This is a genomic window from uncultured Cedecea sp. (genome assembly GCF_947498825.1).
Classification (GTDB): Bacteria; Pseudomonadota; Gammaproteobacteria; order Enterobacterales; family Enterobacteriaceae; genus JGM124.
On record NZ_CANMLV010000001.1, the window covers coordinates 1 to 23,293 of the forward strand.

Annotated in this window: 24 protein-coding genes and 1 pseudogene; 16 read left to right on the forward strand and 9 right to left on the reverse strand. The window is 47.3% G+C overall.

The genetic code is table 11. From position 1 onward, the window contains the following. From Q1A40_RS00005 to gstA, 7 genes and pseudogenes are all read left to right on the forward strand, one after another. Window positions 1-711 (forward strand): annotated as a pseudogene (locus tag Q1A40_RS00005) (electron transport complex subunit RsxC); the annotation flags it as partial. Beyond that, on the forward strand, window positions 712-1,764 hold the full coding sequence (gene rsxD, locus Q1A40_RS00010; protein WP_299996124.1) for an electron transport complex subunit RsxD: 1,053 nt from the start codon (window positions 712-714) through the stop codon (window positions 1,762-1,764). It begins immediately after the preceding pseudogene. Between the two features lie 8 nt (window positions 1,765-1,772). Further along, entirely contained in the window at window positions 1,773-2,399 is a 627-nt protein-coding gene (rsxG, locus tag Q1A40_RS00015; RefSeq protein WP_299996127.1) for an electron transport complex subunit RsxG, read from the forward strand. Continuing rightward, window positions 2,396-3,085, forward strand: coding sequence for an electron transport complex subunit E (locus tag Q1A40_RS00020; protein WP_299996129.1), 690 nt, complete (start codon window positions 2,396-2,398; stop codon window positions 3,083-3,085). Before rsxG ends, Q1A40_RS00020 begins: the two co-directional genes overlap by 4 nt. Further along, complete coding sequence (gene nth / locus Q1A40_RS00025) at window positions 3,085-3,720, forward strand: endonuclease III (RefSeq protein ID WP_299996132.1); 636 nt, start codon at window positions 3,085-3,087, stop codon at window positions 3,718-3,720. Before Q1A40_RS00020 ends, nth begins: the two co-directional genes overlap by 1 nt. Window positions 3,721-4,292: 572 nt before the next feature. Next, a complete protein-coding gene (gene dtpA, locus Q1A40_RS00030) occupies window positions 4,293-5,771 on the forward strand; it encodes a dipeptide/tripeptide permease DtpA (protein ID WP_299996135.1) in 1,479 nt (492 codons plus the stop codon). A gap of 162 nt (window positions 5,772-5,933) precedes the next feature. Further along, entirely contained in the window at window positions 5,934-6,536 is a 603-nt protein-coding gene (gstA, locus tag Q1A40_RS00035) for a glutathione transferase GstA (protein WP_299996138.1), read from the forward strand. A gap of 71 nt (window positions 6,537-6,607) precedes the next feature. Here the strand turns inward: gstA and pdxY are convergent, their stop codons facing one another. From pdxY to pdxH, 3 genes are all read right to left on the reverse strand, one after another. After that, window positions 6,608-7,468, reverse strand: a complete 861-nt coding sequence (pdxY, locus tag Q1A40_RS00040) for a pyridoxal kinase PdxY (protein WP_299996140.1) — start codon at window positions 7,466-7,468, stop codon at window positions 6,608-6,610. A 94-nt stretch (window positions 7,469-7,562) separates the two neighbouring features. Beyond that, a complete protein-coding gene (tyrS, locus tag Q1A40_RS00045; RefSeq protein WP_299996143.1) occupies window positions 7,563-8,837 on the reverse strand; it encodes a tyrosine--tRNA ligase in 1,275 nt (424 codons plus the stop codon). 321 nt (window positions 8,838-9,158) lie between these two features. Continuing rightward, window positions 9,159-9,815, reverse strand: coding sequence for a pyridoxamine 5'-phosphate oxidase (gene pdxH, locus Q1A40_RS00050; RefSeq protein ID WP_299996145.1), 657 nt, complete (start codon window positions 9,813-9,815; stop codon window positions 9,159-9,161). A gap of 447 nt (window positions 9,816-10,262) precedes the next feature. On the opposite strand from pdxH, the gene Q1A40_RS00055 reads away from it, so the two are divergent. Further along, window positions 10,263-10,730, forward strand: a complete 468-nt coding sequence (locus Q1A40_RS00055) for a glycine zipper 2TM domain-containing protein (protein WP_299996148.1) — start codon at window positions 10,263-10,265, stop codon at window positions 10,728-10,730. A gap of 168 nt (window positions 10,731-10,898) precedes the next feature. Here Q1A40_RS00055 and slyA read toward each other — a convergent pair whose 3' ends face one another. The 3 genes from slyA to Q1A40_RS00070 all read right to left on the reverse strand — a co-directional run bounded on the left by slyA (window position 10,899) and on the right by Q1A40_RS00070 (window position 13,095). Next, window positions 10,899-11,342, reverse strand: coding sequence for a transcriptional regulator SlyA (gene slyA, locus Q1A40_RS00060; protein WP_299996151.1), 444 nt, complete (start codon window positions 11,340-11,342; stop codon window positions 10,899-10,901). Between the two features lie 513 nt (window positions 11,343-11,855). Beyond that, window positions 11,856-12,752, reverse strand: a complete 897-nt coding sequence (locus Q1A40_RS00065; protein WP_299996154.1) for an aldo/keto reductase family oxidoreductase — start codon at window positions 12,750-12,752, stop codon at window positions 11,856-11,858. Between the two features lie 103 nt (window positions 12,753-12,855). Continuing rightward, the gene (locus tag Q1A40_RS00070; RefSeq protein ID WP_299996157.1) at window positions 12,856-13,095 is read right to left on the reverse strand and encodes a DUF1289 domain-containing protein; all 240 of its coding nucleotides are present in this window, start codon (window positions 13,093-13,095) and stop codon (window positions 12,856-12,858) included. A gap of 224 nt (window positions 13,096-13,319) precedes the next feature. Here Q1A40_RS00070 and Q1A40_RS00075 point away from each other — a divergent pair, with 224 nt between their 5' ends. The 4 genes from Q1A40_RS00075 to rnt all read left to right on the forward strand — a co-directional run bounded on the left by Q1A40_RS00075 (window position 13,320) and on the right by rnt (window position 16,320). After that, window positions 13,320-13,919, forward strand: a complete 600-nt coding sequence (locus Q1A40_RS00075; RefSeq protein ID WP_299996159.1) for a TetR/AcrR family transcriptional regulator — start codon at window positions 13,320-13,322, stop codon at window positions 13,917-13,919. A gap of 51 nt (window positions 13,920-13,970) precedes the next feature. Continuing rightward, window positions 13,971-15,074 carry an alkene reductase gene (locus Q1A40_RS00080; protein WP_299996162.1) on the forward strand — a complete coding sequence of 368 codons (1,104 nt, stop codon included), beginning with the start codon at window positions 13,971-13,973 and terminating at the stop codon, window positions 15,072-15,074. 81 nt (window positions 15,075-15,155) lie between these two features. Further along, the gene (gloA, locus tag Q1A40_RS00085) at window positions 15,156-15,563 is read left to right on the forward strand and encodes a lactoylglutathione lyase (RefSeq protein WP_299996165.1); all 408 of its coding nucleotides are present in this window, start codon (window positions 15,156-15,158) and stop codon (window positions 15,561-15,563) included. 97 nt (window positions 15,564-15,660) lie between these two features. Beyond that, window positions 15,661-16,320: a ribonuclease T gene (gene rnt / locus Q1A40_RS00090; RefSeq protein ID WP_299996167.1), complete on the forward strand. Its 660-nt coding sequence runs from the start codon at window positions 15,661-15,663 to the stop codon at window positions 16,318-16,320. A gap of 87 nt (window positions 16,321-16,407) precedes the next feature. Here rnt and Q1A40_RS00095 read toward each other — a convergent pair whose 3' ends face one another. Beyond that, complete coding sequence (locus tag Q1A40_RS00095; protein WP_299996170.1) at window positions 16,408-16,743, reverse strand: Grx4 family monothiol glutaredoxin; 336 nt, start codon at window positions 16,741-16,743, stop codon at window positions 16,408-16,410. Between the two features lie 493 nt (window positions 16,744-17,236). Between Q1A40_RS00095 and Q1A40_RS00100 the strand changes: the two genes are divergently transcribed. Then, window positions 17,237-18,061 (forward strand): C40 family peptidase, encoded by an 825-nt coding sequence (locus Q1A40_RS00100; RefSeq protein ID WP_299996172.1) that lies wholly within the window; start codon window positions 17,237-17,239, stop codon window positions 18,059-18,061. A gap of 59 nt (window positions 18,062-18,120) precedes the next feature. Here Q1A40_RS00100 and Q1A40_RS00105 read toward each other — a convergent pair whose 3' ends face one another. Continuing rightward, window positions 18,121-18,210, reverse strand: coding sequence for a YnhF family membrane protein (locus Q1A40_RS00105; RefSeq protein ID WP_299996175.1), 90 nt, complete (start codon window positions 18,208-18,210; stop codon window positions 18,121-18,123). Between the two features lie 283 nt (window positions 18,211-18,493). Between Q1A40_RS00105 and purR the strand changes: the two genes are divergently transcribed. Beyond that, window positions 18,494-19,519, forward strand: coding sequence for an HTH-type transcriptional repressor PurR (purR, locus tag Q1A40_RS00110; RefSeq protein ID WP_299996177.1), 1,026 nt, complete (start codon window positions 18,494-18,496; stop codon window positions 19,517-19,519). Between the two features lie 11 nt (window positions 19,520-19,530). Here the strand turns inward: purR and punR are convergent, their stop codons facing one another. Next, window positions 19,531-20,454 carry a DNA-binding transcriptional activator PunR gene (gene punR, locus Q1A40_RS00115; protein ID WP_299996180.1) on the reverse strand — a complete coding sequence of 308 codons (924 nt, stop codon included), beginning with the start codon at window positions 20,452-20,454 and terminating at the stop codon, window positions 19,531-19,533. Window positions 20,455-20,567: 113 nt separating this feature from the next. On the opposite strand from punR, the gene punC reads away from it, so the two are divergent. Then, window positions 20,568-21,764, forward strand: a complete 1,197-nt coding sequence (gene punC / locus Q1A40_RS00120; protein WP_299996182.1) for a purine nucleoside transporter PunC — start codon at window positions 20,568-20,570, stop codon at window positions 21,762-21,764. Window positions 21,765-22,142: 378 nt separating this feature from the next. Further along, entirely contained in the window at window positions 22,143-23,291 is a 1,149-nt protein-coding gene (gene cfa, locus Q1A40_RS00125; RefSeq protein WP_299996185.1) for a cyclopropane fatty acyl phospholipid synthase, read from the forward strand. The last annotated feature ends 2 nt before the right edge of the window (window positions 23,292-23,293 follow it).

Sequence of the window (23,293 nt, forward strand, 5' to 3'; positions counted from 1 at the left end):
GTTGAGGCGGCTATCGCCCGCGCCAAGGCGCGTAAACAGCAGCAGGCTGAACCTGAACCCGCGGTTAGCGAGCCAGCCGCTGAGGAAGCCATTGACCCGCGTAAGGCCGCAGTTGAGGCGGCTGTCGCCCGCGCCAAAGCGCGTAAACAGCAGCAGGCTGAACCTGAACCCACGGTTAGCGAGCCAGCCGCTGAAGCCATTGACCCGCGTAAGGCCGCAGTTGAGGCGGCTATCGCCCGCGCCAAGGCGCGTAAACAGCAGCAGGCTGAACCTGAACCCGCGGTTAGCGAGCCAGCCGCTGAAGCCATTGACCCGCGTAAGACCGCGGTTGAGGCCGCTATCGCTCGCGCCAAAGCGCGTAAACAGCAGCAGACTGGATCTGAACCCGCGGTTAACGAGCCAGCCGCTGAAGCCATTGACCCGCGTAAGGCCGCAGTTGAGGCAGCTATCGCCCGCGCCAAGGCGCGTAAACAGCAGCAGGCTGAACCTGAACCCGCGGTTAGCGAGCCAGCCGCTGAGGAAGCCATTGACCCGCGTAAGGCCGCAGTTGAGGCGGCTATCGCCCGCGCCAAGGCGCGTAAACAGCAGCAGGTTGGAAGCAGCGAAGAAAATACTCCGCAAGTGGTCGATCCGCGTAAAGTCGCAGTGGCAGCGGCCATTGCCCGCGCTCAGGCACGCAAAGCAGCCACTCAGATGTCTTCAGAGGAATAAATGGTTTTTAAAATCGCAAGCTCCCCGTTCACCCATAATCAGCGTAATACTTCGCGTATTATGATGCTGGTTTGCTGCGCCACGGTACCTGGTATAATAACCCAGTGGTACTGGTTTGGCTCCGGCACGATTATTCAGGTATTGCTTGGTATTGTTAGTGCTCTGCTGGCTGAAGCACTGGTATTACAGTTGCGTAAAAAATCACCCCGAGCCTATCTCAATGATAATTCAGCGCTACTAACCGGTCTGTTACTTGGCATAAGTATTCCACCTATCGCACCTTGGTGGATGGTTATCCTCGGAACCGTTTTTGCCATCATCATTGCCAAGCAACTCTATGGTGGTTTAGGGCATAATCCCTTTAACCCGGCGATGATAGGCTATGTCGTACTGTTGATTGCCTTTCCAGTGCAAATGACAACTTGGTTACCCCCGCACACTCTTGCTGCGACGATACCCGGTCCGCTTGACAGCGTGAATCTGATCCTCCACGGGATCACCAGCAGTGGGCAGACGCTTCAAGAGTATCGGCTTGGTATCGATGGTATTAGCCAGGCAACACCCCTGGATACCTTTAAAACCGGTCTGCACTCCGGGCAGTCGGCAGAGTCATTGCTACAATTACCCCTGTTTTCTGGCGCGCTGGCGGGTGTCGGCTGGCAATGGGTTAATCTCGCTTACCTGGCTGGCGGCATTTTTCTCATTGCGCGTGGGACTATCCGCTGGCATATGCCCGTTGCTTTCCTTACCATGCTGGTGTTTTGTTCCAGCCTTAGCTGGTTGATTGCGCCGGATAAATATCTGCCGCCGCTGACCATGCTTTTTTCAGGTGCAACCATGCTGGGGGCATTTTTTATCCTCACCGATCCGGTGACGGCGTCAACCACTGATCGCGGACGCTTAATTTTTGGCGCGCTGGTTGGACTGCTCGTCTGGTTGATCCGTTCCTGGGGTGGATATCCGGATGGTGTCGCCTTTGCAGTACTGTTAGGTAATATTACCGTACCGTTGATTGACTATTACACGCGTCCACGCCCGTATGGTCATCGTTAGGAAAAACTATGTTAAAGACAATGCAAAAACATGGTGTTACCCTGGCGGTGTTTGCTGCCTTGCTAACCGGGGTCACCGCGCTGGTGAACGAGTTGACTAAACCCACTATTGATAAGCAAGCGGTTCAACAACAGCAGTTACTCTTCAACCAGGTTATAAGTCACGAGCTCTACGATAATGACATACAGAACAGTTGTTTCGTGGTCAAAGATTCTCCTTTGGGGAGAGGTGAACGTAAGATTTATATCGCTCGTAAGGGCGAGACGCCGGTCGGTGTGGTTATGGAAACTACCGCTCCAGACGGCTATTCTGGTGCGATACACCTTTTAGTCGGTGCCGATTTTAAGGGGACTATCCTGGGAACGCGCGTAACTGAACATCATGAAACACCGGGCCTGGGTGATAAAATTGAGCTTCGCCTTAGCGACTGGATAACTCATTTTGCGTATAAGCATATTGAAGGGAATCAAGACCCTCGCTGGGCAGTACAAAAAGACGGGGGGGAGTTTACTCAGTTTACCGGTGCCACTATCACGCCCAGGGCGGTGGTTAATGCGGTTAAACGCGCAGGTTTATTTGCCGAAACCTTACCCCCAAAGCTTAGTCAACTGAGCGCTTGCGGAGAGCTGCAATGAGTGAAACAAAACGTATTCTGGTAGACGGTGTCTGGAAAAACAACTCCGCACTGGTACAACTTTTAGGCCTCTGTCCCCTGCTCGCTGTGACATCAACAGCAACCAATGCGTTGGGTCTTGGTCTGGCTACGATGCTGGTACTTACCCTGACCAATACCGCTGTATCGGCTTTTCGTCACTGGGTCCCGGCGGAAATTCGTATTCCTATTTATGTGATGATCATCGCCTCCGTGGTGAGTGTGGTGCAAATGCTGATTAACGCCTATGCTTTTGGCCTGTACCAGTCTTTGGGGATCTTTATTCCCCTGATTGTCACCAATTGCATCGTGATAGGCCGGGCAGAAGCCTATGCCGCTAAAGCCAGTATTCCATTAGCCGCATTAGATGGTTTTGCTATCGGACTGGGGGCAACCTGTGTGATGTTTGTGTTAGGTTCCTTACGTGAAATTATCGGTAACGGTACCTTGTTTGATGGTGCTGATGCGCTTCTGGGTGAATGGGCTAAAGCTCTCCGCATTGAAATTTTCCATACTGATACGCCTTTCCTGCTGGCTATGCTGCCGCCGGGCGCATTTATTGGTTTAGGATTAATGCTGGCAGGTAAATATCTTATTGATGAGAAAATGAAAGCGCGGCGAGCCAAAGCGGCTGCTGTCATTATCGACGGAAACGTGGAAAAAGCGTAATGAATAGTGCAAAGCGATTACTTATTCTGCAACGCCTGCAGGAGAATAATCCCCACCCTACTACAGAACTACAATTTAACAGTGTTTTTGAGCTACTGATTGCTGTTCTGCTTTCCGCTCAGGCAACCGATGTCAGCGTCAATAAAGCGACGGCTAAACTCTATCCAGTTGCGAATACGCCTGCGGCAATGCTGGCGCTCGGCGTCGAAGGGATAAAATCGTATATCAGAACCATCGGTCTGTTTAACAGCAAAGCGGAAAATATCATCAAAACCTGCCGTATTTTACTGGAGCAGCACCAGGGGGAGGTGCCTGAAAATCGTGAAGCGCTGGAAGCATTACCTGGTGTCGGCAGGAAAACCGCTAATGTGGTTCTTAATACGGCATTCGGTTGGCCGACTATTGCCGTCGACACACACATTTTTCGAGTCTGTAACAGGACACAATTTGCGCCTGGCAAAAATGTCGATCAGGTTGAAGAAAAATTGCTCAAAGTGGTGCCAGCGAAATACAAAATAGACTGCCATCACTGGTTAATTCTGCATGGTCGTTATACCTGTATTGCGCGTAAACCGCGCTGTGGTTCATGTCTGATTGAAGACTTATGTGAGTTTAAGGAAAAAACCAGTATTTGACCTTCTGGGATGGCCCAGGCCATCTTCAGCTTTTCGCTCTTTCCCCGCGACGCAAAAATATCATTCCTGTACTAATATTCAATACGATTAATTATCAAAATCGGATTTTTCAAGGTTCCTTATGAGAAAAAAATCTGATCATCATCGCCACAATGATAATGTTATCGCACCGTTAGTAAATGATGAAAATTCAGTATCTCACCATATACACCTTGCGTTTAAGTGGCTATTTATTACCAAATAAATAGCTGGCTAACTCTTTAAATGGCAGTCAATAACACCAGAATAGTCAGATTAGTTAGAGCATGACACTAATTAAGAACAGCTAAAATTATCATGCAGAAAGATATCAGCAAATTGAGTTAAGTTACAAAATTTAACACGTGCTTCTATCCGCTCCACCAGTTAATTACTCTGCTTTAAATATATGTAACAGAATATGACATCACTCTTGTTGAATCAATGAGAATCAGGAACATTAACCGCCATTTTTCGTTTTTAATAAAAAACTGAATGTCTGTCAGGACATCAAATAAAAAACGTCTTCATTTGGGATGTGTAAAGAGGTCTACGTGTCAACAGCAAAAAAAGAACCCACTGAAAGTGTAAGCTTAAATGCATTTAAACAACCCCGTGCATTCTATCTGATTTTCTCTATCGAACTTTGGGAACGCTTTGGTTATTACGGCCTGCAAGTCATTCTTACCGTTTACCTGGTAAAAATGCTGGGTATGTCGGAAGAGCAATCCGTTACTCTGTTCGCCACTTTCAGCGCATTAATGTTTGGCATGATGTCACTCGGTGGCTGGCTGGGTGATAAAATTCTTGGTACCAAACGCGTTATTATGCTGGGTGCAATAGTCCTGGCTTTTGGTTATCTGGCTGTTGCCTGTTCCGTATATGACGTTTCCTTGTTATATGTCGGCTTGGCCACCGTTGCGGTAGGTAATGGTTTATTTAAAGCTAATCCCTCTTCGTTGCTCTCCACCTGTTATGAGAAAAATGATCCTCGCCTTGATGGTGCATTCACTATGTATTACATGGCGATTAATATCGGTTCGTTTTTTTCGACGCTGGCCACGCCGTGGCTGGCAGCTAAATATGGCTGGAGCACGGCATTCTCACTAAGCGTTGTGGGGATGCTGATAACCATTGTTAACTTTTTATTCTGCCGTAAATGGGTTAAAAATCAGGGCTCAAGACCTGACTTTGAACCACTTCATATCGGAAAAGCATTAATAACGCTGGTCGGCATTGCCGCACTGATTGTTATTGCTACCTGGCTATTACACTACCAGGGTATTGCCCGCCTGATGCTGGGTCTGGTCGCGCTAGGTGTTATCTGTATTTTTGCTAAAGAGACCTTCACTTTAAAAGGTGCCGCACGTCGCAAGATGATCGTGGCCTTTATTCTGATGCTCCAGGCGGTGGTCTTCTTTGTGCTCTACAACCAAATGCCAACCTCCCTCAACTTTTTTGCCATACGTAACGTTGAACACAGTATTCTGGGTATTGCGATTGAACCAGAGCAGTTCCAGGGACTGAATCCATTCTGGATAGTGATAGGTAGTCCAATTCTGGCAACGCTCTATAATAAGCTGGGCGATAAGATGCCGATGCCGCATAAGTTCGCGATAGGCATGGTGTTATGCTCGCTGGCTTTCCTGGTATTACCTTTTGGTATCATCTTTGCCAGTGCCACAGGGATTGTCTCTGCCAACTGGTTAATACTCAGCTATGCCTTGCAAAGTATTGGTGAACTGATGATTTCTGGTCTGGGTCTGGCCATGGTTGCTCAGCTCGTTCCTCAGCGCTTGATGGGTTTTATTATGGGAAGCTGGTTCCTGACATCAGCCAGCGCTGCGGTTATTGCCGGTAAAGTCGCAGCCCTGATGGCGGTTCCGAACAATGTAACTAACCCATTACAGTCACTGGAAGTTTATGGTCGAGTGTTCCTGCAAATCGGGATTATTACTGGTATTATCGCGATAGTCATGATCTTCACTGCGCCAAAACTTAACCGCATGATGCAAGAACTTCCGAGCCGATAAGCCCGCAAGCTCAGGTCTTTTCAGGTATAAACTTGAGGAGGCCGCGGTAACAACAACGGGAGATACAATGTTTCCCGTTGTTGTTATTAAGGTCAGATAGATAGCTACTATCAGTCTGTTAACTTTTTTGTTGTTTCTCTTAGAGCTCTAAAGGAGCGAGTCATGAAACTGTTTATCAAGCCAGGTGCCTGTTCTCTTTCACCCCATATCATTCTGCGCGAATCCGGACTTGATTTTTCGACAGTGAAAGTCGATCTGGCGACTAAGCGTACAGAACATAATGAAGATTATTTGACCGTCAACCCGAAAGGGCAGGTTCCTGCTTTACTGCTCGATGACGGCTCATTGCTGACCGAAGGCGCGGTAATTGTGCAGTACCTGGCCGATAAAGTGCCGGACCGTCAGCTGCTTGCTCCTCTGGGTAGTCTGACGCGCTACCACACTCTGGAATGGCTGAATTTTATTGCTACCGAGTTACACAAAGGATTTACCCCTCTGTTTAAACCCAATACACCCGATGAATATAAAGCGATTGTTCGCGAGCAGCTGGAACAAAAATTTGCTTATCTGAATGACGAATTGAATGGCAAACAGTGGCTGATGGGACTGCGTTTTACCATTGCAGATGCCTATCTGTTTACTGTCGCTCGCTGGGGCTATGCCCTGGGACTGAAGTTAGAAGGATTGACTCATCTCGAAGAGTTTATGACGCGCATGAAAAATCGCCCTGCTGTTGCTGCGGCGCTGACTGCTGAAGGTTTGTAATTTTCTTCAGAGATCACTTAGGATTTGTCATTACTCTCAGGCCCTCGATATGGATTGAGGGCCTTGTTATATCAGAGCGCAACCGCCGTGAAAAAGTGTTCAGGATTGACAATGCTTTCTTGCGCAGCCACCAGCTGTAACTCATATTCTTGCATGTTTTTAGTGACCAGCATGATGTCATAAACTGCCGCCGTCACATGCTCAAGAGCCTGACGCAGGCCTGTGCCTTGCAGTAATTTGACCAATAACAGCCCGCTCGTCACATCGCCGACACCCACTGGCTGACGCTGACCAAAATCAACCAATGGCCGGTGGATATGCCAGGCTTCATCTGCTGTCACAAGCAGCATTTCAAAATGTTCAACACGTAAACCGGCTTTCGCCAGATGCTTGACCAGAACAATTTGTGGCCCGACAGCAATTAATTCACGCGCTGCTGTCACCGCCTCTGCGACGGAATTAACACTATGCCCACAGAGGATTTCCAGCTCTACCAGATTCGGAGCGATAATATCGCTGGCCGGTAAAGTATAGCGGGTATGATATTCCGCGATACCAGGTGCAACGATACAGCCTTTTTCTGGATGCCCCATAACCGGGTCACAGAAATACTTTGCTGCAGGATTTTCGGCTTTGACCTGACGGACGATTTCCAGGATATGCTCACCCTGCTCTGCAGACCCCAGATAGCCACTGAGTACTGCATCACAGCGTTTGAGTTGCCCAATACTGGCAATACCCTGGACAATTTCACTTAAATGACTGGCAGGCATCACCGTCCCAGTCCACTGTCCGTATTGCGTATGGTTGGAAAACTGCACGGTATTCAATGGCCAGACATTCGCACCAGAACGGCGCATAGGAAATTCAGCAGCACTGTTTCCCGCATGACCGAAGACAACATGGGACTGGATGGCAAGGATATTTTTCATTTTACGGTTGACTCACCAAAGATGCCTGACATCGTTTGCCGGGCAAAAAAAGAGCGTAGCATCAACGCTGCTACGCTCAGGCTGTTTACCAGATTTATTTCCAGCAAATCAGGCAGTAGTTCTTTTTGCCGCGACGCAATAAGGTATAACGATTAAACAGCACATCTGACTCACTGAAGACATATTCAGGATCAGACTGTTTCTCACCATTTATCGTGATAGCATTTTGAGCAATCGTTTTACGGGCCTGGCCACGTGATGGTTGAAGTTCCGAGTCAACCAATGCCTGTTGCAGGTCAACACCGGTATCAAGCTCCACCATCGGAACACCATCCTGCGCCAGTTGTTCAAAGTCTGCTTCACTCAGTTCACTGAGATTACCGTTAAACAAGCTTGCCGTGATTCGTTTGGCCGCAGTTAAACCTTCTTCACCGTGTACCAGACGCGTCACTTGATCCGCCAGAACATATTGGGCGCGCGGTGCTGTACCACTGTTTTTATCTTCTTCTTCCAGCGCATTAATTTCTTCAAGACTCATGAAAGTGAAGAATTTCAGGAAGCGATAAACATCGCTATCCGCCGTATTAATCCAGAACTGATAGAATTTATACGGGCTGGTTTTTTTCGGATCCAGCCAGACAGCCCCACCTTCGGTCTTACCAAATTTAGTACCATCTGATTTCGTGATAAGAGGAACGGTTAAGCCAAAAGCCTGCTGCTGATGCATGCGACGGGTTAAATCGATACCAGAAGTAATATTGCCCCATTGGTCAGAACCACCAATCTGCAATACCACACCATGCAGTTTATTCAGGCAGGCAAAGTCATAACCTTGCAGCAAGTTATAGGAGAATTCAGTAAACGAAATGCCCACATCATCACGATTCAGACGCTGTTTTACCGCTTCTTTATTGATCATCTGGTTAACAGAAAAATGCTTACCAATATCCCGCAGGAAAGTGAGCACGTTCATGTTGCCAAACCAGTCATAGTTATTGGCAGCAATTGCAGAGTTTTCACCGCAATCAAAACTTAAGAATGGCGCAACCTGGCGACGGATTTTATCAACCCACTCTTGTACTGTATCTTCAGTATTAAGCTTACGTTCTGCGGCCTTAAAGCTAGGATCACCAATAAGCCCCGTAGCCCCACCTACCAGCGCAACCGGCTTATGGCCTGCTTCCTGAAAACGCTTCAGACAGAGCAGTGGAACCAGATGGCCCAAGTGCAAGCTATCAGCGGTCGGATCGAAGCCGCAATAGAGTGCGATTGACCCTTGCGCCAGTCGCTCTGCTAACGCATCCTCATCCGTAACCTGAGCCACCAGGCCCCGCTCTTGCAATTGTTTTATCAAATTGATGCCTGACATCAAATTCTCCATCTCTATACGACTGCACCTTGGCCGGTACACGGCTTTTCGCCCACTGGCGAAAGTCTTTTTATTCGGCGACAAACGCCTGTATACCCAAAATAATTCGAGTTGCTTGTAGGCTCTCAGTTCAGACCGTCGATGAGCATAGATAAACTATGTGACTCGGCGGGCTGGACACAGGCAACACCCAAGCAACTTGAAGTATGACGGGCATATACATGCATATTGCAGGATCACGCCTGCAACATCCCTTTTCCGGGGCCATAGAATAAAGCGCTCGCTCCCGGAGTGCCAGCGCTTAACAATAAAATCCTGAGATCAGGGCGCAAGACGGTCGATATTCCAGCCATCCTGGGTTCTCTGATACAGAAAACGGTCATGCAGACGATGCGCCCCTCCCTGCCAGAACTCCATTTGCTCTATGCTTACACGGTATCCCCCCCAGAAGCTTGGCAAGGGAACTTCACCATTCTGGAATTTCTGTTTGAGTTCAAAAAATTTACTTTCAAGAATACCGCGCGCTGAAATACGACTGGATTGTTTGGAAACCCAGGCACCTATCTGGCTGTCACGGGGACGGCTGTGAAAATATTTGAGCACTTCAAAAGTCGATAATTTTTCTGCTGTTCCTTGCACCATGACCTGACGCTCAAGCATATGCCACGGGAAGTGAAGGCTGACACGTGGGTTATGTTCAATTTGCTGAGCCTTACGCGATCCCAGATTGGTATAAAACACCAATCCCTTCTCATCATAGTGTTTAAGCAAAACAATTCGCTGAAACGGCTGTCCGGTTTCATCAACGGTTGCGACAACCATCGCGGTAGGATCGGCTAATTTGGCCTCACAAGCCTGTGCCAGCCAGCGTTCAAAAAGCGGTAAGGGCGTATCCGTAAGATTCTGACGCCGCAGTCCACCTTGGGTATATTCACGGCGCAGATGGGCAATCTGCTGCAAAGAATCGTTATCTGACATGATGTTATACCGACAATGAGTAAATGAAGCCTATTGTGCTCCCTGTCCTCAAAAATCTCAACGATTTGGAATTTGGATATTCCAGAGCCGACATACTTTGACCTTACAATCGTTTTACAAAAACCTTCAGATACTCTAAGTCAAAAACAGAACAACAGGTTGCAGCGAGCCCTTTAGTGAAATGAGAGCCTCAAAATGCAGAATACCCTACAGATAAACTGTAATAAGTGTTTAACTCGATATTTTTTTGGTTTCTGTTTAGGTATTATTACTAAAGATCTGTTTATATTTCACCGTGTCTGTACGGAAAGTAATTTGAGTTAGCTGCGGTAAGCAATATCCAGGGCACTCGAAGTATGACAGGTATTCAGCATCAGATCGGTTTTACCGTATAATATATATTCATGGAAGCTCATTTGAGCATTACGTCATGATCTGGAGATAGAAATGATTTCACGTGTCCTGGTAGTTTCACTGGTCGGCCTGACCCTCGCGGGTTGTGTTAATAACAGAACGCTTTCTGGTGATGTGGTAAGTGCAAGTCAAGCGCAACAAGTCCAAAATGTGACATACGGTACTGTCCTGTCAGTTCGTCCGGTACAAATTCAGGGTGGTAACGATGAAAACATCGTTGGTGCTATCGGCGGTGCGGTACTCGGGGGATTCCTGGGTAATACTGTTGGCGGTGGTACGGGTCGTTCACTGGCAACCGCAGCAGGCGCAATTGCAGGTGGTTTAGCCGGTCAGGAAGCTCAAGGTGCCCTGAACCGCACTAACGGCGTCCAAATGGAAATTCGTGAAGATAGCGGCAGAACAATTGTTGTTACCCAGAAACAAGACGCGACTCGCTTCTCTGTTGGTCAGCGTGTTGCACTGATTGGTAATGGTAACCAGATCTCTGTGTCTCCACGTTAGTCTGACTAAAGGCCTGCCTGTTATCGGGCAGGCCTTATGATTTCCCTCATCTTTACAAGTCATTTGCCGGGACAATATCTGAATAAATATTTTCAGACTAAAGCGTGCCCTTATCTGAGTACAGATAACCTGCAAATCACTTCAGATTCTACGGGTATGAAAGACTGGCTAAGCCTCACCCTCTTGCAACGTGGTGATGTTTTTTTCCAGTCTCCCTATCAGATTAATCAGCTGCGATTGTTCTTCCGGGCTAATACCCGCCAGAATCTCACAACGTGTTACACCGATAACATGTTCCATTTGTTCGATGATATCCCCAGCGTTTTCCGTTAGCGTAATACGCTTGGCACGACGATCGAAGGCGCAGGTGCGGCGAGCAATAAGCCCTTTCTTTTCCAGTTGATCCAGAGTGCGAACCAGTGAGGGTTGCTCAATACCAATCGCTTTTGCCAGCTGAATTTGTGACTGCTCGGGAGGCATTTGATGGATACTATGCAGTGTTACCCAGTGAGTCTGAGTCAATTCCAATGGCTTTAATCGGTGATCGATTAATGCGCGCCAGAGACGTACTAAGCGGGATAAGTCCGATCCTAATGGCGATTCCAATTTCACCTCCTTATAATTAGCTCACTAACTTAAATTGCCGATCCTAACGTATTGTGCAGGCATTAAATGCTAAAAACAAATCCCTTATTTTAATCGCGTTTATTTACCCGCTCCCCTCTTTTCGTTATACAGGTTAACAAAAATGAAAAAAATCCTTAAAGTTTTAAGGGTTATCACTATTGATTTCATTTCTGAGTTCGCAAAAACCAGACAGGTATTGGTTTCATTATTATATTTTTTCTACGATAAAACTTAAGTAACAGCACACAAAAATAGTAAATGAAACGCGTTAAATCAGCGTATTTTGTTCTTTAAGTGTCTGTGATGCTCAGTCAGACAATGCATTTCAGGTCAATCTAACACGTTGTTTATCTTTTGCCAAAGAGGGAAGTAATTCATATAATAACAGCCACTTAACTAATGCACATAAGATGTCCAATTTATTATCACCTGCCTGCCCATAGTGTATGAGCAGACAGTCACCAGGACGGAGACATTATTTATGTCTGTCCGCTAACATTAAGGAACGTCGTAGCCTAATGCTGCTTTACGGATGCGGAACCATTGCTGACGATCCATTTCCAGCGACAGAGAGTGAACCGCAGAACGTACACGTTCAATTTTTCCTGAACCGATAATAGGTAGCGGTAGAGACGGTAAACGCATTATCCATGCATAAACAACCTGATCGATCGTTTCAGCCCCCAGTTCTTCGGCAACAATTTGCAACTCATCACGCAATGGCTGATATTGCGCATCATTAAATAACGTGCCGCCGCCTAAACAAGACCACGCCATCGGACGAATACGTAACTGCTGCAGTTGATCCAAAGTACCATCCAGTAACAGAGGCTGGTGAACCGGAGAAATTTCAACTTGATTCGTCGCCAGCGTAAAGGGCAGCCGAGACTGTAACAAGGTAAACTGGGCTGGCGTAAAGTTAGACACACCAAAATGGCGCACTTTACCGCTTTGGTGTAACTGTATAAATGCACTAGCGACGTCATCTGCATCCATTAATGGATCAGGACGATGAATCAGCAACAGATCCAGATAGTCTGTTGCGAGATTGCTTAGCGAATTTTCGGCACTGCGAATAATGTAGTCGCGCTCGGTAATATAGTGACCAATTTTATTTTCAGCTTTTGCCCTTGTCGCTATGCCACATTTACTGACAATCTGTATTTCGCTGCGTAAATGGCCGACCTGTCGTAGAGCATTGCCAAAAGCAGCCTCACACTGATAACCGCCGTAAATATCGGCATGATCGACGGTAGTTATTCCCAGCTCCACATGCTCTTCGATAAAACGGGCTAGTTGGCCGGAGGTCATTCCCCACTCCATCAAACGCCAGTATCCCATTACCAGGCGCGAAAATTCCGGCCCCTGGGGAGCTATTTTAATACGCTGTACCATAACGTTATCGCCTTATTAAGAAAAAACAGAATCAATATCTGTCCAGGATAATTTGAACGGTTCTGAACACCCGCAGCATGCCAGTAACCTGTAGTCCATGGTGTTAAAACAGAGACGGCTGCTCAGGTTCTTCGCCAGACGCCACTTTTGTGGTGCGGAGTTTACGCAACAGACGCTGGTGACACAGACGCAATACCTCTTGTTTTTGACCATCCGTCATCGTCTGCCAGCGAAAACGTTCGTCGCGACTACGAAAGCAGCCACGACAAAAACCGCGCTCATCTGACTGGCAGATACCGCGGCACGGACTTTGAAGTGGAAAAAACTCAAGCTGCTCTGACACGTATCGCCCCCTGCTGCTGTGATAAGGTAATTGAAGTCGGATAAACAGCTACTTGCAAGTGATAAATATCAATAATGTCGGATTGCAAGCTAAACAAATCATTCAGCCAGGTAAGCGTTGACCGCCTTATAAGGGGTGTTTATCCCTTAACAAATCGAGCTCCAGGATTTAAAATTATTCATCCTCTACTTGCATTAGACCGACTGGTCTATTATATTCACCTTATGAACAGACACCCTGAACATGATACGCGTGAACATCTGCTGGCTACTGGCGAGACGCTCTGTCTGGCCTTAGGCTTTACCGGCATGGGACTGAGTGAATTACTCCGCACAGCGGAAGTTCCTAAAGGCTCCTTCTACCACTATTTTCGTTCAAAAGAAGCCTTTGGCGTTGCCATGCTGGAGCGTTACTACCAGCGGTATAATCAACATTTCAGTGAACAACTGAATGTCCCGCAAGGTCACCATGCAGAACGTTTGTTGGACTGGTATCAGAATGCATTGTCTGAATTTAAGGCTTGTGGGCACTTAACGCATTGTCTGGGATTAAAACTGTCCGCCGAGGTTTGCGATCTTTCGGAAGATATGCGAGCAGCCCTCGACAAAGGAGCCGCCAAATTTATGGTCATACTGACGGATACACTTGAAAAAGTTCGTCAGGAAAACAGGATCAGTTTTGACGGTGAAACAGCTGTTCTGGCCCAAATATTATATGTGTTGTGGCTGGGAGCGGGCCTGCAGGCGAAATTATCCCGCAATCCGGCAGCGCTAGAAAATGCCCTGGCACATATCAAAAGTATCCTTGTTGTACCTGTCAACTGACAGGTATTTTATTTCCCACAAAACTAATCGACCGGTCTATTAGAGGCATTTATGTCCACTGCAAAAATATTTACCCCACTGAAAGTTGGGGCTGTTACTGTCGCTAACCGTATTTTTATGGCTCCACTTACTCGTTTACGTAGTATCGAGCCGGGTGATATTCCTACAGAGTTAATGGTCGACTACTATCAGCAGCGCGCCAGCTCCGGACTTATCATCACTGAAGCGACCCAAATTTCTTTCCAGTCTAAAGGCTATGCCGGAGCACCGGGCCTGCACACTGATGAACAAATTGCCGCCTGGAAAAAGATCACGGCTGCCGTGCATCAGCAGACCGGGCATATTGCAGTCCAGCTTTGGCATACCGGACGTATCTCTCATTACAGTATTCAACCAGACCAGCAGGCACCGGTTGCCCCTTCTGCGCTGAGTGCCGGCACCCGTACCTCGCTACGTGACGAAAATGGTGAGGCTATCCGGGTCGATACCTCCCTTCCCCGTGCTCTGGAGTTACATGAGATCCCGGGTATCGTCGCAGATTTCCGGCATGCCGCAGCCAGTGCAAAAGAAGCAGGTTTTGACTTACTTGAACTGCATGGCGCCCACGGTTATTTACTGCACCAATTCCTGTCAGCGTCGGCAAATCATCGTACGGATGCGTATGGCGGTAGTCGTGAAAATCGTGCTCGTTTGTTGCTGGAAGTGGTAGATGCCGTCTGTGCGGAATGGGGAGCATCACGTATTGGTATCCGCCTCTCGCCAGTCGGAAGCTTCCAGAATGTCGATAATGGTGTCAATGAAGAAGAAGATGCCTTGTATCTGATTGATGAACTCAATAAACGGGATATTGCTTATATTCATCTCTCCGAACCTGACTGGGCTGGCGGCTTACCTTATACTGAGGAGTTCCGTCAGAAGGTTCGTGAGCACTTTAAAGGGGTGATTATTGGCGCTGGTGCCTATACCTTGGATAAAGCCAACGCATTGATTGATAAGGGATTGATAGATGCAGTTGCCTTTGGTCGCGACTACATTGCAAACCCTGATCTGGTTGCACGTTTCCAGCATAATTATCCGTTGAATGAACAACGCCCGGAGCTCTTCTACGGCGGCGGCGCTGAAGGCTATACCGACTACCCCACATGGTCTGAATAAAGCCATCCATTGATAGCGGCGTACAATCGCCGCTATACTCTGTATATCTTGCAATCCACAACGTTATTTAATGAGGACAATATGCGCCTACTCCATACCATGCTGCGTGTTGGTGATTTACAGCGTTCAATTGATTTTTATACCAAAGTACTGGGCATGAGCTTACTGCGTACCAGCGAAAATACCGAATATAAATACACGCTTGCTTTTGTGGGTTACTGCCCGGAAAGTGAAGGTGCGGTGCTTGAACTGACCTATAACTGGGGTGTTGACAGTTATGATTCAGGTAATGCTTATGGTCATATTGCCCTGAGCGTTGATAACGCAGCTGAAGCCTGTGAACGTATCCGGAATAATGGCGGAAATGTGACCCGTGAAGCAGGTCCGGTAAAAGGTGGCACGACCGTTATCGCTTTTGTTGAAGATCCTGACGGTTATAAAATTGAGCTGATCGAAGAAAAAGATGCAGGTAAAGGCTTAGGTCATTAATTTACGTTGCTGGACGTATCTCCTGCGTCCAGTACTGCATACCTTGCTGAATTTTGTCATAATATGCCTTGTATCTTTCCAGTCTTAAGAGAATCAGATGTCAGACAACACGCAATTGCATAGTTTGTGCGAACGTTTTCGTGGTTTTTATCCGGTGGTTATCGATGTTGAAACCGCAGGCTTTCACGCCAAGACGGATGCGTTACTGGAAATAGCCGCAATCACGCTGAAGATGGATCAAGACGGTTGGTTGCTGCCTGATGAGACGTTACATTTTCATGTTGAGCCCTTTGAAGGTGCGAATCTGCAACCCGAAGCCCTCGCCTTTAATGGTATTGATCCCCATAATCCACTACGTGGCGCTGTCAGTGAATATGATGCCCTGCATGCCATCTTTAAAGCCGTACGTAAAGGCATGAAAGAGACCGAATGTAGCCGTGCAATTATGGTGGCGCATAACGCAACCTTTGATCACGGTTTTACTATGGCTGCCGCTGAGCGGGCATCATTAAAACGCAACCCGTTTCATCCTTTTGTCACCTTCGATACCGCGGCCCTGAGCGGACTTGCTCTTGGACAGACTGTTCTGGCTAAAGCCTGTAATGCAGCAGGATTGAATTTTGATAATTCACAGGCACATTCTGCCCTTTATGATACAGAGCAAACGGCACGACTATTTTGCGAAATAGTCAATCGCTGGAAACGTCTGGGGGGCTGGCCACTCGCGCTCCCGGAACCTTCAGAACCCGCCAGCTAAACCCGGTCATATTGTAACTGAAGAAAGCTGACCGGTTCGGCAAGAACCGGCCATTGAGGGACAGGCTGAGTTATTCAGCCTGGCTCATTACGCGTCAGAAGCAGGATACTTTGCTGCTGTTTCTTTGATGAGGCTTTGCAACTCACCACGCTGATACATCTCAATAATGATATCGCATCCACCAACCAACTCACCATCAACCCACAGTTGTGGGAATGTCGGCCAGTTTGCATATTTAGGCAACTCAGCACGGATATCCGGGTTCTGTAAAATATCGACATAAGCGAAACGCTCACCGCAGCCAGACAAAGCCTGTACTGCCTGAGCAGAGAAACCGCAACTTGGTAATTTTGGGGAGCCTTTCATGTAGAGAAGAATTGGGTTCTCTGCAATCTGGCGTTGGATTTTTTCTAATGTGCTCATTGTTATGCTTCCTCAGACTTTTATACAACTTTAGCTGCTCATTGTATCCATGAGAGACCATACCAGAAAACACCATTTTTTATGTGGTTTTCGAAAATGGAACCATCAATGATGAAATATTCAGCAAAACCTGCTTAGTCAAGCCTGCAAGTCAGCCATAAATCCAAGGTGAGCAGCCCTGATTGTTTAAATTTTTAGCGTCAGATAACATTATGCGTTTTTCATCGGTTATTGCTATTAACATAAATGGCGTTTATGCATTAGAATTAACGCGTTTCGCTAATACAGAAAAATGAATAACGATTTTCGCTAATATCTACCTCCAATTATTCGCACCGCTTGCAGACACTGAGCGAAAAGAGCCGATCGGTACAGGTAAATACTGTAACTCGACAAATCTTACAGCCACAGCATCCAAGTCATTTGCAGTATGACGGAGATAAACCGCGCATGGTGCTGACCATCATGCTTTCTTTCATCAGAGGATTGACGAGTGACACGGATAACAATACGTTCTCTTACTCTCTGTACTCTGCTATTCGCTTTGTCCTGGACACCGGTAACTCAGGCATCTCAGCAAACCCGAACCACTGAGCTGACGCAAAGCACCGCTAAAAAGAATAAAGAGAAAAGCCGGCAAAACAATAGCAAAACTCCCCCACCTAAAAAACAGCATCACGCAAGCACCAGTACCAATAAAACCCGTTCGGTTAACAAGTCTAAACCTGCTGCGAAAACAACTAAGCCATCACGCGCCGCGAACAAAAAAAATACCGCAAAGGCCATTTCAGCATCAGGAATAAAAACCGCCGTTCAGTCAGGTAAATGCGTTAATAAAAAAGGCAAAAAAACAATCTGCGCAGCTAAACCAGCCGCAAATCTGACATTATCGCAAGCCCATAAAGCGCGGGTACAAAAAGCGCAAAAAACAGCAATGACTAAATTGATGGGACAATTAGGTAAACCTTATCGCTGGGGTGGTACCTCTCCGAGGACAGGTTTTGACTGTAGTGGTCTGGTTTATTACGCTTATAAAGACTTGGTGAACTTCCAGATCCCGCGTACCGCCAACGAAATGTATCATCTTGAAGATGCTGCCAGAATCAATCGTAGCGAACTTGAAAGGGGCGATTTAGTGTTCTTTCGCATTCAAGGCAGAGGTACGGCAGATCATGTGGGAGTTTATGTCGGCAACGGGAAATTTATTCAGTCACCGCGCAGTGGCCGTGATATACAGATAACATCGCTAAGTGAAGACTACTGGCAACGCCATTACGTTGGTGCCCGTCGCGTGATGACCGCAAAAACTCTGCGTTAAAAAGACTTGTGTTATTCATTTACAACATTGAGGGGACAGAAAACTGCCCCCTCAGCTGATTAATTCAGTACTGCAATAAAACCTACAATAACAATCAAAGCCAGCGTAACAACTGTCGTCTTCAGAGATAATTTCAGGTCGGTACTCATCACTACTCTCCTTTTATGACCTTATAAAAAATAGGGCTTGAATGATTTTCCCACAATTACATAAAAAAATCATGTTATCTCTAATAATAACAGCTTTTTTCTGCTTTCACTTTTTATCAGAATCGGCCAAAATCCCCTGCTACTTTATTACCCGGTATCCGATTAACATGCCTTCCCCATCCGATATCGTATTCCAAAAGCCCCTGCTTGATGAAAATCGCGGGAACTGGCGAAGGCAATCGTTTACCTCAGGAGGTTTCAATATGGTCTGGAGTGACATTTAATGGCAACAATTAAAGATGTAGCGAAGCGCGCAAACGTTTCCACTACCACTGTGTCACATGTCATTAACAAGACACGTTTTGTGGCAGAGGAGACGCGTAATGCGGTTTGGGCAGCGATTAAAGAGCTGCACTACTCGCCCAGCGCCGTTGCACGCAGCCTGAAGGTCAACCACACTAAATCTATTGGCCTGCTGGCAACCTCAAGTGAAGCGCCCTATTTCGCCGAGATAATCGAGGCGGTTGAGAACCACTGTTTTGCTAAAGGCTATACGTTGATTCTCGGTAATGCGCACAATAATTTTGAAAAACAGAAAGCCTATCTGTCGATGATGGCACAAAAGCGTGTCGATGGACTGTTGGTGATGTGTTCAGAGTATCCGGATAATCTGCTGACCACTCTGGAAGAGTATCGCAATATCCCGATGGTGGTAATGGACTGGGGCGAATCACGCGCTGACTTCACTGACTCTGTTATTGATAATGCTTTCCATGGTGGTTATCTGGCCGGACGGTACCTGATTGAACGGGGACATCGCGATATCGCCGCTATCCCAGGCTTACTGGAGCGTAATACCGGTGGTGGTCGCCATGCCGGTTTTATGAAAGCACTGGCAGAAGCAAACCTGGCTATCCCTGATAACTGGGTCGTTCAAGGTGATTTTGAACCTGAGTCGGGCTATCGCGCGATGCAACAATTATTGAACCAGGCCCATCGCCCTACCGCGGTATTTTGCGGTGGCGATGTGATGGCAATGGGCGCTATTTGTGCTGCCGATGAAATGGGCTTACGTGTGCCGCAAGATATCTCGATTATCGGTTATGACAATATAAGAAACTCACGTTATTTTTCACCGGCATTAACCACCGTTCACCAGCCTAAAGAGCATCTCGGGGAAACTGCGTTAAATATGCTGCTTGAGCGTATTATTAATAAACGTGAAGAGTCTAAAACTCTTGAAGTTCATCCGCGAATTGTTGAACGACGTTCAGTAGCAGATGGTCCGTTTATCGATTACCGTCGCTAGCCCGACAGGAGTCATATCTCAGTATCTGACTCCTGTAGCCACTCCTGATTCATGGTTTCACTGTCCCCTAAATAATCCAGTAACCACTTTAACGCAGGTGACTGATCGTCTTGTCGCCATGTCAGACAGCAAGCGGCATCCGGAAAGGGATTTTCCAGTTGCAACTGTTTCAGACAACCATCTTCCAGCCAGGGTCTGGCGATATGTGATGGAATCATCCCGACGCAGAGCCCCGCTTTCAGGCAATCGACTGCTGAAGCCCAGTCAGGAACCACCAGTCGACGCTGGTTATCCAGCAACCAGGTTGTACGTTTTGGCAACGAACGCGAGGTATCTTCCAGTATCAATGAAGGCCAGCTACGCAGCCTCTCATCGCTCAAGGCGTCACTGTCTAATTGTGCCAGAGGATGTGTTGCCGAAACCACGCAGCGCCAGCTTAAGGCCCCCATATCACGAAATCCATAACGCCCGCCCACCGGAACGGCCTGAGTTGCACCGATAGCCAGTTCAACCCGTCCGTCGGCCAGGGCATCCCAGACGCCGTTAAACACTTCGCAGCTCACGTGCAGTTCGACATCTGGAAAATGACGATAGAAATCAATAACCAGTTGCCGCACACGATGTGGCTTAACGATATTATCGACGGCAATTGCCAGATGCCCGCGCCAGCCATTTGCTATCTGCTGGCATTGCTGACGTGTGACTATCATTTTTTTGACAACAAAACGGCCTTCTTTTAAAAAATAGACTCCTGCAGCCGTGAGTTCAACGTCACGATGTCGACGTTCAAACAGAGGAACAGCGAGCCATTCTTCCAGTTGTCGAACAGTATAACTAATAGCCGAGGGCACACGGTGTAACTCTTGAGCGGCTGCACTGAAACTACCATTACGTGCAACTGCATCCACTACTTCCAGAGAATATTCAGACCACATTTTTTTGCCTGCAAAGTTTTTGAAACCCGTAATCAAATATTAACGTTTCACAACAATATTTCCACTACGTAGACTTTTGATTCACTCACCTGCTCCTAAAACAAGAGAAAAATATGCAACCGTCAAAGGGATTTCTTATCTGGCTGGTCGGCCTGAGCGTTCTTGGCTTTCTGGCAACAGATATGTATTTACCGGCCTTTCCTGCTATTCAGCAAGATTTAGGCAGTGATGCGTCGGCCATCAGTGCCAGCCTTAGTCTGTTCCTCGCCGGTTTTGCTTTTGCCCAACTGGCCTGGGGTCCGCTATCCGACAGGTACGGTCGTAAGTCCGTACTGTTGATTGGTTTAAGTATATTTGCAGCAAGCTGTCTGGGTATGCTGTGGGTCGAAAACGTCACCCAGTTGCTGGTCTTGCGCTTTATTCAGGCGGTTGGCGTCTGCTCTGCTGCCGTAAGCTGGCAGGCCCTGGTGACAGACTATTATCCCGCCCATCGCGCCAGCCGTATCTTCGCCACCATTATGCCGCTGGTCGGTCTCTCTCCGGCTCTGGCGCCCTTACTGGGCAGCTGGCTGCTTAACCATTTTGACTGGCAGGCCATCTTTGCTGTGTTATTTGCTGTAACGCTGGTACTGATGATACCGGCATTACGTTTAAAACCGCGGCCCGTAAAAGCGCCCCCGAAGGACGGAGAAAAAGTCAGTTTCTTCTCTTTGCTAAAGTCTCGTACCTATAGTGGTAATGTATTGATTTACGCCGCCTGCTCAGCCAGCTTCTTCGCCTGGCTAACCGGTTCGCCCTTTATTATCAGCGAAATGGGCTACGGCGCTGCCGCTATCGGTTTAAGTTATATGCCCCAGACCGTTGCATTTTTAGTCGGCGGATATGGCTGTCGCAGCGCATTGCAAAAATTTAAGGGGGAAACCTTACTTCCCTGGTTACTGGTACTCTATGCGTTAAGTACTGCCGCCACGTGGGTTGTAGCCGTCAGCGGCCATGCCACGCTGACATTGGTATTGATCCCGTTTTGTATTATGGCGATGGCCAATGGCGCTATTTATCCGATTGTGGTGGCTGCAGCACTCCTGCCGTTTTCTCATGCCAGTGGTAAAGCTGCGGCTTTACAGAATACCTTGCAGCTTGGACTCTGCTTCCTCGCAAGCCTGGTTGTCTCATGGCTTATCATTACCCCGCTCCTGACCACCACGGCCGTTATGGTTGCCACTATCGTACTCGCCGGTTTAGGTTATATGTTGCAATACCGTACTGCCCCCAGAGAAAAAGAGAATACCCTGGTATCCAGCACAGATTAATAATTGCCCGTCCCAAATAAAGATGCATAATCATCTTGCTAACTATGAATCAGTTTTGATATACCCAAGATAATTCGAGTTGCTTGTAGGCTCCCAGTTCAACCCATCGATGAGCACAGATAAACTCTGTGATTCGGTGGGCTGGACGCAGGTAACCCCCAAGCGACTTGAAGTATGACGGGTATAAATATTTATTATCAAGGCTGATTCTAACTACACTTACAATAAGGCTCAGCTTTATTGATGCTTTCTGAAGGGAGATATCTCCCTGATCCTGCGCAGGATTTCAGGCTCACGGAATGACCGTGACATTTCTCACAACCGCCAGATTAATGACCAGTATTCTGGTGCTTATTCAAAATGGGTGATGGAGAAGCTATGAGTTCATCGTGTATAGAAGACGAAAGTTTACGGAGTAGTGAGTGGTTTCGGATAGTCAATGAGATGCTTGGGCGGGCCGAAATCGCCCTTAATGGGCCACAGCCTTTTGATATTCAGGTGCATAATCCCGCTTTTTTTAAGCGTGTGCTGCAAGAAGGGTCTCTGGGTCTGGGTGAAAGTTATATGGATGGCTGGTGGGATTGTGACCGACTGGATATCTTTTTTACCCGAGCCATCAATGCAGGTCTTGAGCACCAGCTTCCTCACCACTTGAAAGATACACTGCGCATTGCTGCCGCTAAATTAGTGAATTTACAATCTAAAAAACGTTCATGGATTGTAGGCAGAGAGCACTACGATCTTGGTAATGATTTATTTGAACGAATGCTGGATGAACATATGCAATACTCTTGTGGTTACTGGAAGGATGCCACGACCCTGAGTGAAGCTCAAAACGCTAAACTCAAACTTATCTGCGAAAAACTGGCACTCAAACCGGGTATGAAGTTATTGGATATCGGCTGTGGCTGGGGAGGACTGGCTGAGTTTGCCGCACGTCATTATGGTGTCTCTGTGTTTGGTGTCACGATTTCAGCCGAACAACAAAAAATGGCACAACAACGTTGCGAAGGATTAGATGTGACTATCCTGCTTCAGGATTATCGCGACCTTCATGAACAATTCGACCGGATAGCCTCCGTCGGCATGTTTGAGCATGTTGGCCCCAAAAATTATGCCACCTATTTTGATGTCGTGGATCGCAACCTTAAACCCCAAGGACTTTTTCTGTTACACAGCATTGGGGCAAATCAATCCCATGACAAGGTTGATCCATGGATTAATAAATATATCTTCCCTAATGGACGACTCCCCTCAATCAGCCAGATTGCTGCAGCCAGTGAGCCACATTTTGTGATGGAAGACTGGCACAACTTTGGTGCCGATTATGATAAAACGCTGATGGCCTGGGCTGAACGTTTCCATAAAACGTGGCCTGAAATCAGTCAGAATTACAGCGAGCGTTTCTACCGCATGTTCAACTATTACCTCAATGCTTGCGCCGGTGCTTTCAGAGCACGGGATATTCAGCTCTGGCAGATAGTATTTAGCAGAGGAGTTGATAATGGACTTCGCGTGGCTCGTTAATC

What these genes read in the sequence shown, in the direction of transcription:
- rsxD (WP_299996124.1), top strand. Translation starts at nt 712, where the DNA reads ATGGTTTTTAAAATCGCAAGCTCCCCGTTCACCCATAATCAGCGTAAT.
- rsxG (WP_299996127.1), top strand. Translation starts at nt 1,773, where the DNA reads ATGTTAAAGACAATGCAAAAACATGGTGTTACCCTGGCGGTGTTTGCT.
- Q1A40_RS00020 (WP_299996129.1), top strand. Translation starts at nt 2,396, where the DNA reads ATGAGTGAAACAAAACGTATTCTGGTAGACGGTGTCTGGAAAAACAAC.
- nth (WP_299996132.1), top strand. Translation starts at nt 3,085, where the DNA reads ATGAATAGTGCAAAGCGATTACTTATTCTGCAACGCCTGCAGGAGAAT.
- gstA (WP_299996138.1), top strand. Translation starts at nt 5,934, where the DNA reads ATGAAACTGTTTATCAAGCCAGGTGCCTGTTCTCTTTCACCCCATATC.
- pdxY (WP_299996140.1), bottom strand. Translation starts at nt 7,468, where the DNA reads ATGAAAAATATCCTTGCCATCCAGTCCCATGTTGTCTTCGGTCATGCG.
- tyrS (WP_299996143.1), bottom strand. Translation starts at nt 8,837, where the DNA reads ATGTCAGGCATCAATTTGATAAAACAATTGCAAGAGCGGGGCCTGGTG.
- pdxH (WP_299996145.1), bottom strand. Translation starts at nt 9,815, where the DNA reads ATGTCAGATAACGATTCTTTGCAGCAGATTGCCCATCTGCGCCGTGAA.
- Q1A40_RS00055 (WP_299996148.1), top strand. Translation starts at nt 10,263, where the DNA reads ATGATTTCACGTGTCCTGGTAGTTTCACTGGTCGGCCTGACCCTCGCG.
- Q1A40_RS00065 (WP_299996154.1), bottom strand. Translation starts at nt 12,752, where the DNA reads ATGGTACAGCGTATTAAAATAGCTCCCCAGGGGCCGGAATTTTCGCGC.
- Q1A40_RS00075 (WP_299996159.1), top strand. Translation starts at nt 13,320, where the DNA reads ATGAACAGACACCCTGAACATGATACGCGTGAACATCTGCTGGCTACT.
- Q1A40_RS00080 (WP_299996162.1), top strand. Translation starts at nt 13,971, where the DNA reads ATGTCCACTGCAAAAATATTTACCCCACTGAAAGTTGGGGCTGTTACT.
- gloA (WP_299996165.1), top strand. Translation starts at nt 15,156, where the DNA reads ATGCGCCTACTCCATACCATGCTGCGTGTTGGTGATTTACAGCGTTCA.
- rnt (WP_299996167.1), top strand. Translation starts at nt 15,661, where the DNA reads ATGTCAGACAACACGCAATTGCATAGTTTGTGCGAACGTTTTCGTGGT.
- Q1A40_RS00095 (WP_299996170.1), bottom strand. Translation starts at nt 16,743, where the DNA reads ATGAGCACATTAGAAAAAATCCAACGCCAGATTGCAGAGAACCCAATT.
- Q1A40_RS00105 (WP_299996175.1), bottom strand. Translation starts at nt 18,210, where the DNA reads ATGAGTACCGACCTGAAATTATCTCTGAAGACGACAGTTGTTACGCTG.
- purR (WP_299996177.1), top strand. Translation starts at nt 18,494, where the DNA reads ATGGCAACAATTAAAGATGTAGCGAAGCGCGCAAACGTTTCCACTACC.
- punR (WP_299996180.1), bottom strand. Translation starts at nt 20,454, where the DNA reads ATGTGGTCTGAATATTCTCTGGAAGTAGTGGATGCAGTTGCACGTAAT.
- punC (WP_299996182.1), top strand. Translation starts at nt 20,568, where the DNA reads ATGCAACCGTCAAAGGGATTTCTTATCTGGCTGGTCGGCCTGAGCGTT.
- cfa (WP_299996185.1), top strand. Translation starts at nt 22,143, where the DNA reads ATGAGTTCATCGTGTATAGAAGACGAAAGTTTACGGAGTAGTGAGTGG.